The 13,652-nt window shown below is 64.3% G+C and carries 12 protein-coding genes; 8 read left to right on the forward strand and 4 right to left on the reverse strand.

What is annotated here, in order from left to right:
• Positions 1-30 precede the first annotated feature (30 nt).
• The 6 genes from DOM33_RS06765 (at position 31) to DOM33_RS06790 (ending at position 6,981) form a co-directional block, all read left to right on the forward strand.
• Positions 31-2,703, forward strand: coding sequence for a [protein-PII] uridylyltransferase (locus tag DOM33_RS06765; RefSeq protein WP_110666989.1), 2,673 nt, complete (start codon positions 31-33; stop codon positions 2,701-2,703).
• 100 nt (positions 2,704-2,803) lie between these two features.
• A complete protein-coding gene (locus tag DOM33_RS06770) occupies positions 2,804-3,151 on the forward strand; it encodes an ArsC family reductase (protein ID WP_110666991.1) in 348 nt (115 codons plus the stop codon).
• 199 nt (positions 3,152-3,350) lie between these two features.
• Positions 3,351-4,376 carry a 2,3,4,5-tetrahydropyridine-2,6-dicarboxylate N-succinyltransferase gene (gene dapD, locus DOM33_RS06775; protein WP_110666993.1) on the forward strand — a complete coding sequence of 342 codons (1,026 nt, stop codon included), beginning with the start codon at positions 3,351-3,353 and terminating at the stop codon, positions 4,374-4,376.
• 23 nt (positions 4,377-4,399) lie between these two features.
• Positions 4,400-5,572 carry a succinyl-diaminopimelate desuccinylase gene (dapE, locus tag DOM33_RS06780; protein WP_110666995.1) on the forward strand — a complete coding sequence of 391 codons (1,173 nt, stop codon included), beginning with the start codon at positions 4,400-4,402 and terminating at the stop codon, positions 5,570-5,572.
• Between the two features lie 7 nt (positions 5,573-5,579).
• Entirely contained in the window at positions 5,580-5,972 is a 393-nt protein-coding gene (locus DOM33_RS06785) for a hypothetical protein (protein ID WP_110666997.1), read from the forward strand.
• A gap of 70 nt (positions 5,973-6,042) precedes the next feature.
• On the forward strand, positions 6,043-6,981 hold the full coding sequence (locus DOM33_RS06790; RefSeq protein ID WP_110666999.1) for a cation diffusion facilitator family transporter: 939 nt from the start codon (positions 6,043-6,045) through the stop codon (positions 6,979-6,981).
• 127 nt (positions 6,982-7,108) lie between these two features.
• Here DOM33_RS06790 and DOM33_RS16415 read toward each other — a convergent pair whose 3' ends face one another.
• Positions 7,109-7,591, reverse strand: a complete 483-nt coding sequence (locus DOM33_RS16415; RefSeq protein WP_110667001.1) for a cold-shock protein — start codon at positions 7,589-7,591, stop codon at positions 7,109-7,111.
• A gap of 207 nt (positions 7,592-7,798) precedes the next feature.
• Between DOM33_RS16415 and DOM33_RS06800 the strand changes: the two genes are divergently transcribed.
• A complete protein-coding gene (locus tag DOM33_RS06800; protein ID WP_110667003.1) occupies positions 7,799-8,074 on the forward strand; it encodes a SlyX family protein in 276 nt (91 codons plus the stop codon).
• A gap of 142 nt (positions 8,075-8,216) precedes the next feature.
• Here the strand turns inward: DOM33_RS06800 and trxB are convergent, their stop codons facing one another.
• The 3 genes from trxB to DOM33_RS06815 all read right to left on the reverse strand — a co-directional run bounded on the left by trxB (position 8,217) and on the right by DOM33_RS06815 (position 10,305).
• Positions 8,217-9,170: a thioredoxin-disulfide reductase gene (gene trxB / locus DOM33_RS06805; protein WP_110667004.1), complete on the reverse strand. Its 954-nt coding sequence runs from the start codon at positions 9,168-9,170 to the stop codon at positions 8,217-8,219.
• A 188-nt stretch (positions 9,171-9,358) separates the two neighbouring features.
• Positions 9,359-9,961 (reverse strand): peroxiredoxin, encoded by a 603-nt coding sequence (locus DOM33_RS06810; protein ID WP_110667006.1) that lies wholly within the window; start codon positions 9,959-9,961, stop codon positions 9,359-9,361.
• 137 nt (positions 9,962-10,098) lie between these two features.
• Complete coding sequence (locus DOM33_RS06815; RefSeq protein ID WP_110667008.1) at positions 10,099-10,305, reverse strand: zinc ribbon domain-containing protein; 207 nt, start codon at positions 10,303-10,305, stop codon at positions 10,099-10,101.
• A 391-nt stretch (positions 10,306-10,696) separates the two neighbouring features.
• Between DOM33_RS06815 and DOM33_RS06820 the strand changes: the two genes are divergently transcribed.
• The gene (locus DOM33_RS06820; protein ID WP_110667010.1) at positions 10,697-13,495 is read left to right on the forward strand and encodes an aconitate hydratase; all 2,799 of its coding nucleotides are present in this window, start codon (positions 10,697-10,699) and stop codon (positions 13,493-13,495) included.
• The last annotated feature ends 157 nt before the right edge of the window (positions 13,496-13,652 follow it).

Genomic DNA, 13,652 nt, shown 5'->3' on the forward strand with positions numbered 1-13,652 from the left:
AACGCCTCGCCATCGGGAGCGCTCGTCTCCATGCTGCTGCACCACTACCGATTCCAGCCCGACGACTCGCTGTTCGACGTCGCGGCGTTTCGAGACGCATCGGTACACAGCCGCGAGCCCATCGCGCTGTTCAAGCAGGCCCTCGACACCATTCGCCAGCGCCTCGACACCCGCTTTCACGACGGTGCCGACATTCGCGATCTCGTCTACGGCCGGGCGTGGTGCCTGGACGGGCTGCTGCAGGTCGCCTGGGAGCGCTTCGACTGGGCCGAGGGGATCGCCCTGCTCGCGGTGGGCGGCTACGGCCGGGGGGAACTTCACCCCCGCTCCGACATCGATCTGCTGCTGCTACTCGAGGCCGACGATGACACGCCGTTTCGCGAGTCGCTCACGGGGTTCATCACCTTTCTGTGGGACATCGGTCTCGAGATCGGCCAGAGCGTGCGCTCGCTCGACGACTGCGAGCGCGAAGCGAACAACGACATCACGGTGATCACCAATCTGCTGGAGACGCGCACCCTTGCCGGCCCCGAACGCCTTCGTGACGCAATGCGAAAGCGGCTGGCCAGCGATCGGATGTGGTCGTCCGCCGCCTTCTTCGAGGCCAAGTGGCAAGAGCAGATAACCCGTCACCACAAGCACGACAACTCCGAGTATCACCTCGAACCCAACATCAAGAGCGCACCGGGCGGGCTTCGCGACATCCAGATGATCGGCTGGGTCGCCAAGCGCCACTTCGGTCCGCTGCGCTACGAGGACGTGGTCGCCCAGGGCTTCATGAACGACGCCGAGCTGCGCATCCTGAGTCAGGGCCAGGCGTTCCTGTGGCAGATCCGCTACGCCCTGCACATGCTGACCGGCCGCGCCGAGGATCGACTGCTGTTCGATCATCAGCGAGCGCTGGCCACACTCTTCGGCTACCGCGACATCCAGGGACGACTCGCCGTCGAGCAGTTCATGAAGGCCTATTATCGGCACGTCACGGCGCTGGCCGGGCTCAATGACATGCTGCTGCAGCACTTCGATGAAGTGATTCTGCGCGGCGGCGAAGCGCTTCAGGTGCACCCCATCAATCCGCGTTTCGAGATCAAGGGCGGCTACATTCAGCTGCACCACGCCAGCGTCTTCGTGCGCCGTCCCGGCGCGCTGCTCGAACTCTTTCTGCTGATGGCCCAGCATCCGGAGATCGAAGGCGTGCGTGCCGACACCATTCGCCAGATCCGCGATCACCGCCATCTGATCGATGCCAGCTTCCGCGACGATCTCCGCCATCAGAGCCTCTTCATGGAGCTGCTGCGCAGCGGCGGCGACGTCCCCATGCAGCTCTCGCGGATGAACCGCTACGGCGTGCTCGGCAAGTACCTGCCGGAATTCGGCGAGGCGGTCGGTCTGATGCAGCACGACCTCTTCCACGTTTACACCGTCGACGCCCACACCCTGCGCCTGCTCAGCTTTCTGCAGCGCTTTCGCACCCAGCGTGACAGCGACGAGTACGCCGTCGCCAGCGAAGTGATCCACAAGCTGCCCAAGCTCGAGCTGCTGTGGATCGCCGGGCTCTATCACGACATCGGCAAGGGGCGCGGCGGTGACCACTCGCAGCTCGGCGCCGTCGACGCCGCCGAGTTCTGCCGTCGTCACGATCTCTCCGCCTGGGATACCCGTCTGGTGGCGTGGCTGGTGGAGCAGCACCTCCTGATGTCGAAGACCGCCCAGAAACGTGACATCTCCGACCCCGACGTCATCCACGCCTTCGCGCGTACGGTGGGCGACGAAGTCCATCTGAACTACCTCTACGCCCTGACCGTCGCCGACATCAGCGCCACCAATCCGTCGCTGTGGAACGGCTGGCGCGCCTCCCTGATGCGCCAGCTCTATACCGAAACGCGCCGCGTCCTGCGTCGAGGGCTCGACAATACCGTCGACCGCCATGGCTGGGCCGTGGAGACGCGACAGGAGGCACAGGCCCTGCTCAGAACGATCGGCGCCGACGCCGAGCGAATCGAGACGCTCTGGCAGACCTTCGGCGAGGACTACTTCCTGCAGTACACGCCGAGCGAGATCGCCTGGCAGACGCAAGGCATCCTCGACCATCGCGATACCGGGCTGCCGCTGGTGCTGGTCAGCGCGCCCAGCGAGGACATGAGCGAAGGGGGCACCAAGACCTTCATCCACACTCGCTCGGTGGACGACCTGTTCGCCGCCACCGCTGCGGCGATCGAACAGCTCGGACTCTCGATCCACGACGCGCGGATCGCTACCTCCAGCGACGACTGGACGCTCAATACCTTCATCCTGCTCGACGATCACGGTGAGGCCATTCGTGACCCCGCCAACCTCGAGGACATCCGTCGCCATCTGGTGGAAGAGCTCGACGATCCGGACGACTATCCGCAGATCGTCACGCGTCACACGCCGCGTCAGCTCAAGCACTTCAAGGTGCCGATCGAGGTCACCATCGAGCAGGACCCGGCCAACGCGCGTACCGCCCTCGAACTCGTCGCACCGGACCGACCGGGGCTGCTGGCGCGCGTCGGCCGCGTCTTCATGGAGCAGGACATCGCGCTCTCCGCCGCCAAGATCGCCACCCTCGGCGAGCGTGTAGAGGACGTCTTCTTCATCACCGACAAGCGAGGCCGCCCGCTGACCGACCTCGCCGCGCAGACGCGCCTGCGCGAACGTCTCTGCGAGGTGCTCGACGTGTGACGCCGCATGACGGTCGGCCGTGGGCGCCCGGCGCCGGTTTGAGCCCCCGCCGACGCGCGCCTATAATCGTCGCCCTCGAAACTCGCGACGGCCGGCTGTCATGACCTCCACGCTTTACGGCATCAAAAACTGCGATACGTGTCGCAAGGCGCGCCGTCTTCTCGATGAGCGCGGTATCGACTTTCGCTTTCACGATCTGCGTGACGACGGTCTCGACGCCGCAACGCTCGACGCCTTTCTCGCCCGCACCGACTGGCAGACGCTGCTCAACACCCGCAGCACGACCTGGCGGGGCCTCGGTGCCGCCGACAAGGAAGCGCTCGACCGCGACCGGGCTCGCGAGCTGATGCTCGCCCACCCCACGCTGATCAAGCGACCGCTGCTCGTCCGCGGCGACACGCTGGTGGTGGGGCTGAATCGCAGCGCCTACGAGGGTCTTGGCGGCTGATAACACGCTGGCAAGCGTTGCCGGGCGTAGCGTCGATGCTCTCCCCGGCTCGACTTCCACGCTCACGAACCTCACACGCGTCGACGAAGAATCGTCTCAGGGGCTCTCCCCATCGGGCTCGAACGCGACGGCTACCCATACGTAAGACACGAACACGTCAGACTGCATCATCTTCAATGAGCACGAATAGGAGTTAGGCATGCTGAGCTTCGCGCTAGGAATCGGCACCCAGAACGGCCAGGGCGACTGGCTCGAGGTCTACTACCCGGCACCGCAGTACGGCCCCGACGCCACGCTTGCCGAGACCGTCCGCGAGGCGCTCGGAGCAGACCGCGACGGGGAGGTGGTGAGCTTTCTGCCGGAGCACTGCGCGGGCCTGGCGAAGGCGCTGCGCGACGGCGGCTTCACCGAGCAGGCGGAACTCGCCGAGAGCCTCGCCGATGCCCACCGTCCGCTGGTCGCGGTCTTTCTGGCCGAGGATCACGCGCCGGCGAGCGTACCGGAGGTCTACCTCAAGCTGCAGCTGCTCTCGCATCGACTGGTCAAGCCCCACGGCATCAAGCTCGACGGCATGTTCGGCCTTTTGAAGAACATCGCCTGGACCAGCGAAGGCGCCATCGACGTCGAAGAGCTACCCGGGCGCCAGCTCCAGGCGCGCCTCGCCGGCCGCACGCTCTCCGTCGACTGCGTCGACAAGTTTCCCAAAATGGTCGACTACGTCGTTCCCAAGGGTATTCGCATCGCCGACACCGCACGCGTGCGCCTGGGCGCCTATCTGGGCGAAGGCACCACGGTCATGCACGAAGGCTTCTGCAACTTCAACGCCGGCACCGAAGGCCCCGGCATGGTCGAGGGTCGCATCTCGGCGGGCGTGTTCGTGGGTAAGGGATCCGATCTCGGCGGCGGTTGCTCCACGATGGGGACGCTTTCCGGTGGCAACAACGTCATTATCAGCCTCGGCGAGAACTGCCTGATCGGTGCGAATGCCGGCGTCGGTATTCCGCTGGGCGATCGCTGCACCGTCGAGGCGGGTCTCTACGTCACCGCTGGCGCCAAGATCGCCGTGCTCGATGCCGACGGGGCGCTTGTCGAGACGCTGGCCGGCCGCGACCTGGCGGGTCAGAGCGACCTGCTGCTGCGTCGCAATTCGACCAGCGGGCGCATCGAGTGTCTGACCAACAAGAGTGCAATCGCCCTGAACGAAGCGCTCCACGCCCACAATTGATCCGCGCCGAACGGAAGCCCTCCATGACTCAAGCGTCCCCGACGCCCGCATCGTCGCCGACGACCCCTTCGGCCACGCTGGCACTCGCCCTCGAACTGCTCGAGCGACCGTCGGTGACCCCTGACGACCACGGCTGCCAGGCCCTCATGATCGAGCGGCTCGAGCGGCTGGGCTTCAGCGTCGAGCGAATGACGATCAGCGGCATCGACAATTTCTGGGCAACCCGCGGCCAGCACGGTCCGACGCTGGCCTTCGCCGGCCATACCGACGTGGTGCCGAGCGGCCCCGAGAGCGAATGGACCACGCCGCCCTTCTCGCCGATGATCGACGACAGCGGCTTTTTGCGCGGCCGCGGTGCGGCCGACATGAAGGGCAGCCTCGCGGCGATGGTGACCGCGGTCGAACGTTTCGTCGTCGACCATCCCGACCACGACGGACGCCTGGCGTTTCTGATCACCGCCGACGAAGAGGGGCCAGCGATTCACGGCACCCGCGCCGTGGTCGAACGCCTGCGCGAGCGCCATGAGCCGCTCGAGTACTGCATCGTCGGAGAGCCCTCCTCCACCAGCCACGTGGGAGACGTCATCAAGAACGGTCGGCGCGGCTCGCTCGGCGGCGTGCTCAAGGTTCGCGGCATCCAGGGACACGTCGCCTACCCGCACCTCGCGCGCAATCCGATCCATCAGGCGCTCGCCGCCCTGCAGGCACTGATCGATGAGCACTGGGACGAGGGCAACGATTTCTTCCCGGCGACCAGCTTTCAGATCTCCAACGTCCACGGCGGTACCGGCGCGACCAACGTGGTGCCGGGCGAGCTCGAGGTCACGTTCAACTTTCGCTACTCCACCGAGGTCACCGCCAAGGCGCTGGAGCAGCGCGTCGAAGCGCTGCTGGACGCTCACGGTCTCGACTACCGCCTGGACTGGACCCTCAACGGCGAGCCGTTCTTGACTCCGGGCGGCGCGCTGCTGGACGCCGCCCGACACGCCTGCCGCGAGGTCGTCGACGAGCAGCCGATGCTCTCGACCTCCGGCGGCACCTCCGACGGTCGCTTCATCGCCACGCTCGGCACCCAAGTGATCGAACTCGGGCCGGTCAACGCGACCATTCATCAAATCGACGAACGCATCCGTGCCAGCGATCTCGACACGCTGAGCCGCATCTACGAAACGATTCTCGTCCGGCTGCTTACCTGAGGAAGTCATGGAGCGTTTTCCCGATATCGAAATCTATCTCGCCGACGTCGACACCGACGCCATCACTGCCTGGCTGAGAGAAACGCTGGGCGACGAAGGGCTCGAGCTGTCACGGGGCAAGCGCGGCATCTGGCACGCCCGTGCCAGCACGACTGCCGCGAGCATCGGCATCATGCTGGTCGAGCGCGCCGCGGATCGCTTCGCGAGCCTGTGGTTCGACTGCGACGCCACGCCCTGGCCGCGAGACACGGACTGCGCCCGCGAAGCCGCCAGAAGCCTCGGCTGCGAGACGCGCTGCTCGCTCGGTGGCTGGCAGCCTGGCGACGATCCGGACCGTTTCTGGCAGGTGCTGCCGGACGGGACGGAGAACGCCATCAGCTGGCCGGACTCCGGCCGCTGACGTCGAGTCAGCATCGACGAAGTCAATCACGCCAATGCCGCGCACCGCGGCCAAGACAGGGAGTCTAACGATGGCGGAATCCAAAGCGGTCATCTATGCGGCAATGGGTGGCAACCTCGCCATCGCCGTTACCAAGTTCGTCGCCGCCACGATCACCGGTAGTTCGGCGATGCTCTCCGAGGGCATCCACTCCGTCGTGGATACGGGTAATCAGATCCTGCTGTTGCTGGGGATGAAGCGCGCCCAGCGCCCGGCGAGTCCAGCGTTCCCTTTCGGCCACGGCAAGGAGGTCTACTTCTGGAGCTTCGTGGTCGCGCTGTTGATCTTTGCCATCGGCTCCGGGGTCTCGCTCTACGAGGGCGTCATCCACATCATGAACCCGGAGCCGATCGAGTCGCCGCTGATCAACTACATCGTGCTCGGCCTGGGCATTCTGTTCGAAGGCGCCTCCTGGGCCTTCGCGCTCAACTCTTTTCGCAAGACCAAGGGCAAGTGGAGCTATCTGGAAGCGGTTCACCGCGGCAAGGACCCGTCGCTGTTCGTGGTCGTTTTCGAAGACTCCGCCGCGCTGCTGGGGCTGGTCGTGGCGATGGCCGGCGTGGGGCTGAGTCAGTGGACGGGGCTGGCGATCTTCGACGGCATCGCCTCGGTGATCATCGGGCTGATTCTGGGGGGCACCGCGATCTGGCTGGCCGCCGAGACCAAGGGACTACTGATCGGCGAGAGCGCCAACCGCCACGTAGTGGAGGACATCCGCCGACTGGCGCGGGAGTCCGATGACATCGTCGCGGTCAACGAGGTACTCACCATGCACATGGGCCCGGAGTTCGTACTGGTCAATCTGAGCGTGCGCTTCGAGCGTGGGACGACCGCCGAGCGTATCGAGCGAGCCATCGCCGAGCTCGACAAGCGCATCAAGCAGGAGCACGAGAGCGTCAAACGCGTCTTCGTCGAAGCCGAGGCCCGGGCAGGTGTCGATGACGAGCCCTCAACCGTGACAGCGAACTGACAGCGCTGAACCGCGCCGTCATTCGGCCCGAGCCTCATGCCGGGCTCCCCAACGCAACGCCCCCGCTGCTCGCGCAGCGGGGGCGTTCGTCATTCACCGTCGGGCGACGGCTATCGCATGTGCGGGATCAGGTAATGACGGTGACGTCGTCGGCCTGCAGACCGCGGTCGTTCTCCACCACGTGGTAGCGCACCTTCTGCCCTTCGGCGAGCGTGCGGTGGCCCTTGCCGCGAATGGCGCGGAAATGCACGAACACGTCCTCACCACTGGCGCGGGTGATGAATCCGTAGCCCTTGTTGACGTTGAACCACTTCACCTCTCCCAGCTCGCGATCGTCGTTTTCGACGTCCGCCATCATGGCGGCAGTCACGGCGTGGGTCCTCTGGGGCGCGAGCGCCGTCACGGCGAGGGTACCGAGCAGCAGAATGATGAACACCGCCAGCACGGTCGCCGCGTAGAGCGCCGAGACGCCCTCGAAGTCCAGAAACCAGGTGAGATCGTGGGCCAGCATGCTGCTGATCAGGGTAATCAACAGCCCGATGAGCAGCGGGGAGGGTATCGACAGCAGTAAACTGATCAGCGTACAGCGTAGAAGCGTCTTACTATTCATGGAGTCTCAAATCTCTAAAGGTCGAATCGATGGAGCGCGCAACGCCGTGGAGATCACGGTTCGATGCGCGGTTGGCACTGACGTCGAAACGCTTGCGTTGAAACCAAATGGCTTACTGGTATCCAGTAATTCGCCTATATCCAGTGATTTACGTACATCCCGTAATTTACGTACGCTCAGTGATTTACGTACATAAAGGTGCCGTCAATGACCTATGACACGCAGCCAGAAAAGTCTAACACGGCAATCGAAGCACAGCGCACGCCGCTGGAGGGACGCGTCGAGTCTCTCGAGAGCCGGCTGGCCTTTCAGGAGGACTGGCTGGAAACGCTCGACCGACGCCTTCGCGAGCAGGACGCCGAGATCGAACGCCTCACCCGTTTGACGTCCCTGATGCGTGAGCGTCTTCGCGAACAGGGACAGACCCTCGCCGACCTTGGCGGCGACCACGCCACGCACGACGAGCTGCCACCCCACTATTGAGCCTCGAATCGAGTGTCCGAGAGGCTCGCTCTGGATACAAAAAGGCCCGGCGATTGCCGGGCCTTTTCGGAGATTCCTCAGGCGCGCGTTTCGTCGGCCTTCTACCGCCAGACCGATCCGCGAGACCTGCGGCGCCTTCGCCTCATTCGAGACCGTCGAGAAAGCGCTCGGCGTCCAGTGCCGCCATGCAACCGCTGCCGGCGGAGGTAATCGCCTGGCGATAGACATGATCCATGACGTCGCCGGCGGCGAAAACGCCGGGCACGCTGGTCGCCGTGGCGTTACCTTCGAGGCCGGACTGGACGCGAATGTAGCCGTTCGCCATCTCGAGCTGGCCTTCGAAGATGCCGGTGTTCGGGGTATGACCGATGGCGATGAATACGCCCATGACGTCGAGATCCTTCGTCTCGCCGGTGAGAGTGGAACGCAGCCTGGCACCGGTGACACCGCTGCCGTCGCCGAGCACTTCGTCGAGGGTATGGTTCCACTCGATCGCCATGTTGCCGTTCTCGACCTTCTCCATGAGCCGGTCCTGCAGGATCTTCTCGCCACGCAGCGAATCGCGACGGTGCACCAGCGTCACCTTGGAAGCGATGTTGGAGAGATAGAGCGCCTCTTCCATCGCGGTATTGCCACCGCCGACGACGACCACTTCTTGATTGCGGTAGAAGAAACCGTCACAGGTGGCGCAGGCGGACACGCCCTGCCCCATGAACTGCTGCTCCGACGGCAGGCCGAGATAGCGGGCGCTGGCACCGGTAGAGACGATCAGCGCATCGCAGGTGTAGGTGCCGTTGTCGCCCTTGAGCGTGAAAGGCTTTTCGCGAAGCTCGACCTCATTGATGTGGTCGAACAGCACCTCCGTCTGGAACCGCTCGGCATGCTTGCGCATGCGCTCCATGAGCTCCGGCCCCTGAACGCCTTCGTCGTCGCCGGGCCAGTTATCGACGTCGGTGGTGGTCGTCAGCTGGCCGCCGGCCTGCATACCGGTGATCAGCAGCGGCTTGAGGTTGGCGCGTGCCGCGTAGACCGCCGCACTATAGCCCGCCGGCCCGGAGCCCAGGATTATCAAACGTTCGTGGCGCACGTCGCTCATGGCTACCTCGATTCAATCAACGATTCGGATGGCGGTTTCGCTGTCTCGCGCCGATCCGGCTCGAGGCGAGACAGGTAACGTTCTGCGGCATGGCCCGAGCCTCGAGCCATGCCGCAGAGCGCTGAAAAGCGCGCATGATACCAGAAACACGGAAGGCGGCCCGCAGGCCGCCTTCTCGATCCCGACGCTTACAGGTTGGTCGAGTACGTGCCGAGGTACTTGGCCACGCCTTCGGCGGTGTCCTTCATACCTTCCTGGCCCTCTTCCCAGCCTGCCGGGCAGACTTCACCGTGAGTCTGGTGATACTTGAGCGCCTTGACCATGCGCAGCATCTCGTCGACGTTGCGGCCCAGCGGCAGGTTGTTGACCGTCTGGTGCTGGACGATACCGTCTTCGTCGATGAGGAAGGAGGCGCGCAGGGCAACGCCGGCTTCCGGATGCTCGATACCGTAGGCCTGGCAGATCTCGTGCTTGACGTCGGCGACGATGGGGAAGCCGACTTCACCGATGCCGCCGGCATCCGGGGAGGTCTTGCGCCACGCGTGGTGCGTGTACTGAGAGTCGATTGAGGCCCCGATCACTTCGACGCCGAGTTCCTTGAACTGCGCCAGACGATTGTCGTGGGCGATGATCTCGGAGGGGCAGACGAAGGTGAAGTCGAGCGGCCAGAAGAACAGAACGCGCATCTTGCCGTGGGAATCGGACAGACGGAAGTCGTCCTTGATGGAACCGTCGGGCAGCGCGGCTGCAGCTTCGAAATCAGGGGCTTGGCGACCTACGAGTACACTCATGAGTTCTCCTTCGAGAGTTGAGGTAGATAGTGGCGATGAATTCGCGCTCTAGACTAAAGGCGAATGTTTGATAGTCCCATTGGATTACGGCAATAGGAGGGATAGTACGTTGCTATTGCCAGTGCGCTGACGGCATCTCAAAGAATTTCATCGTCGCTGGCGAGCGCGACGCTTTCCAGCTCGCCGGCAATCGAGACGGTCACGCCCATCTGGATCGGCTGACAGCAGACGGCGCAGTCTTCCCAAGTGGTATAGCTACCCGCGCTGATATCCAGCATCACCGTGAATGGCGCATCGCAGTAGGGGCAGTTCACGGGCCACTCGACCACACCTTCGTCCGTCATTGCCGTCTCCTTGCGATCGAACCCGCACCGTCACCTGTGTGAACTACGCTGAAATGGAGTCGGCACTACCCCGTTTCAAGCCTTGTCGACCTTTCGGCCGACACACGGCATATCGATACGTTGCCCGCAAAGACACCGCCGATCCGGACGGGCAAGGATTTGAGACGAACGCATCGTCGACGAAGAAACGATTGAAAAGACCTGACGCCACGCCCATCTTTATTGTCGACAACTGCCGTGGGACCATGACGGCGTGAACAACCGAGTGGCGGCATCAGAATCGCCACAGTACGCCGACGGCCCTTGTCGTCGCGCGTCGCTAAACAACCGGACCGGTACGCCGACGCCCGTGAGCCGAGGTCGACGCTGCCATCATGAGGAGGACGACTCTATGTCTACATCACCCAGTCACACGCTGTCGTCGCTGGACGTCGCGGGCAAGACGTTCCATTACTACAGCTTACCCAAGGCCGCCGAGAGCCTGGGCAACATCGACAAGCTGCCGATGACGCTCAAGGTGCTGCTGGAGAATCAGCTTCGCTACGCCGACGACCCCACCGTCGCCGACGAGGACATGCAGGCGCTGGCCCAGTGGCTCGAGGAAGGCAAATCCACTCGCGAGATCGGCTATCGCCCGGCCCGCGTGCTGATGCAGGATTTCACCGGTGTGCCCGGCGTCGTGGATCTGGCGGCGATGCGCGATGCGGTCAAGAAGCTAGGCGCCAAGGCCGAGCGGATCAACCCGCTCTCGCCGGTGGACCTGGTGATCGATCACTCGGTCATGGTCGATCACTTCGGCGATCAGTCCGCCTTCAAGGACAACGTCGCCATCGAGATGGAGCGTAACCAGGAGCGCTACGAGTTCCTGCGCTGGGGGCAGAACGCCTTCGACAACTTCCGCGTCGTCCCGCCGGGCACCGGCATCTGCCACCAGGTCAACCTCGAGTATCTCGGCAAGACGGTCTGGACCAAGGAAGTCGACGGCAAGACCTACGCCTTCCCCGACACCCTCGTCGGCACCGACTCCCACACCACCATGATCAACGGCCTCGGCGTTCTCGGCTGGGGCGTGGGCGGCATCGAAGCCGAGGCGGCCATGCTCGGCCAGCCGGTCTCGATGCTGATTCCCGAAGTCATCGGCTTCAAGCTCACCGGCAAGCTCAACGAAGGCATCACCGCCACCGATCTGGTGCTCACCGTCACCCAGATGCTGCGCAAGAAAGGTGTCGTGGGTAAATTCGTCGAATTCTACGGCGACGGTCTCGAGGATCTGCCGCTGGCCGACCGCGCCACCATCGCCAACATGGCGCCGGAATACGGCGCGACCTGCGGCTTCTTCCCGGTCGACGACGAGACGCTCAACTATCTGCGACTCACCGGGCGCGATGAAGAGCAGATCGAGCTGGTCAAGGCCTACTCCCAGGCCCAGGGTCTGTGGCGCGAAGCGGGTGCCGAGCCCACCTTCACCGACACGCTGCATCTCGACATGAACGAGGTGGAAGCGAGCCTCGCCGGTCCCAAGCGTCCGCAGGACCGCGTCGCCCTGAGCGATCTCAAGTCCACCTTCGAGTCGCTGATGAGCACCGGCAAGCCCGACGTCCCCGCCGAAGAGCAGGGCAAGTGGCTCTCCGAGGGTGGCGATACCGCCGTGGGTGCGCCGCCGGCCGACGGCGAAAGCTACAGTGCCGAAGAAGATACCCGCACGGCTCAGGGTCATCGCAGTGGCAGCGACTACCGCACCGATGACAGCCAGGAGGTCGAGTACGACGACGAAGCCTTCTCGCTGAATCATGGCGCCGTGGTCATCGCCGCCATCACCTCCTGCACCAACACCTCGAACCCGAGCGTGATGATGGCTGCCGGCCTGCTGGCGCGCAAAGCGCACGAGAAAGGCCTGACCACCAAGCCCTGGGTCAAGACGTCGCTCGCCCCCGGCTCCAAGGTCGTGACGGACTACCTCGCGGCCGGCGGTGTACAGGACGACCTCGACGCGCTCGGCTTCAACCTGGTCGGCTACGGCTGCACCACCTGCATCGGTAACTCTGGGCCTCTGCCGGAGCCGATCGAGAAGGCCATCAACGACGGCGACCTTACTGTGGCTTCGGTGCTCTCGGGCAACCGTAACTTCGAGGGGCGCGTGCATCCGCTGGTACGTACCAACTGGCTCGCGTCGCCGCCCCTGGTCGTCGCCTATGCGCTAGCCGGCAACGTGCGCAAGGATCTCTCCAAGGAGCCGCTGGGCAACGACAGCGACGGCAACCCGGTCTACCTGCAGGACGTCTGGCCCTCGCAGGCCGAGATCGCCGAAGCGGTCGAGAAGGTCAAGACCGAGATGTACCGCAAGGAGTACGCCGAAGTCTTCGACGGCGACGAAATCTGGCAGTCCATCGAGTTCCCCGAGAGCGAGGTCTACGCCTGGTCGAACGACTCCACCTACATCCAGCATCCGCCGTTCTTCGAAGGCATGGAGAAAGAGCCGGCAGCGATCGAGGACATCCACCAGGCCCGCGTACTCGCGAAGCTCGGCGACTCGGTCACGACCGACCACATCTCCCCGGCCGGTGCGATCAAGCCCGACAGTCCCGCCGGCAAGTACCTGCAGGAGCATGGCGTTGCGGTGAAGGACTTCAACTCCTACGGCTCGCGCCGGGGTAACCATGAAGTCATGATGCGCGGCACCTTCGCCAACGTGCGCATTCGCAACGAGATGCTGGAGAACGTCGAGGGCGGCTACACGCGCTACGTCCCCACCGGCGAGCAGATGTCGATCTACGACGCCGCGATGAAATACGCCGAAGAGGACACCCCGCTGGTGGTCATCGCCGGCAAGGAGTACGGCACCGGCTCCTCGCGGGACTGGGCCGCCAAGGGCACGCGTCTGCTCGGCGTGCGCGCCGTCATCACCGAGTCCTACGAGCGCATCCACCGCTCCAACCTGATCGGCATGGGTGTGCTGCCGCTGCAGTTCCCGGAAGGCGAGACCCGCGAAACGCTGGGGCTGACCGGCGACGAGACCGTCTCCGTCGAAGGCCTGAAAGCGCTCTCCCCCGGTGGCACGGTCAAGGTGACGATCCATTCCGACAAGGGCGAGAAGAAACTCGACGCCCTCTGCCGCATCGACACCGCCAACGAGCTGGAGTACTACCGCCACGGCGGCATCCTCCACTACGTGCTGCGCAGCATGCTGTAAGCGCCGGACGCATTCAGTCTGCTCCCCAGCAGGCGTCATCGAAGCCCCACCGATTGGTGGGGCTTTTGCGTTGGCGCCATCCAGCTACGTCGGCCACGTCCGGTCGCATCGAAAAGCCACTCTTTTGCCAACGCAAAAGCCCCGCACTGGGCGGGGC

Source organism: Salinicola halophilus (assembly GCF_003206155.1).
In the GTDB taxonomy this organism is placed as follows: domain Bacteria; phylum Pseudomonadota; class Gammaproteobacteria; order Pseudomonadales; family Halomonadaceae; genus Salinicola; species Salinicola halophilus.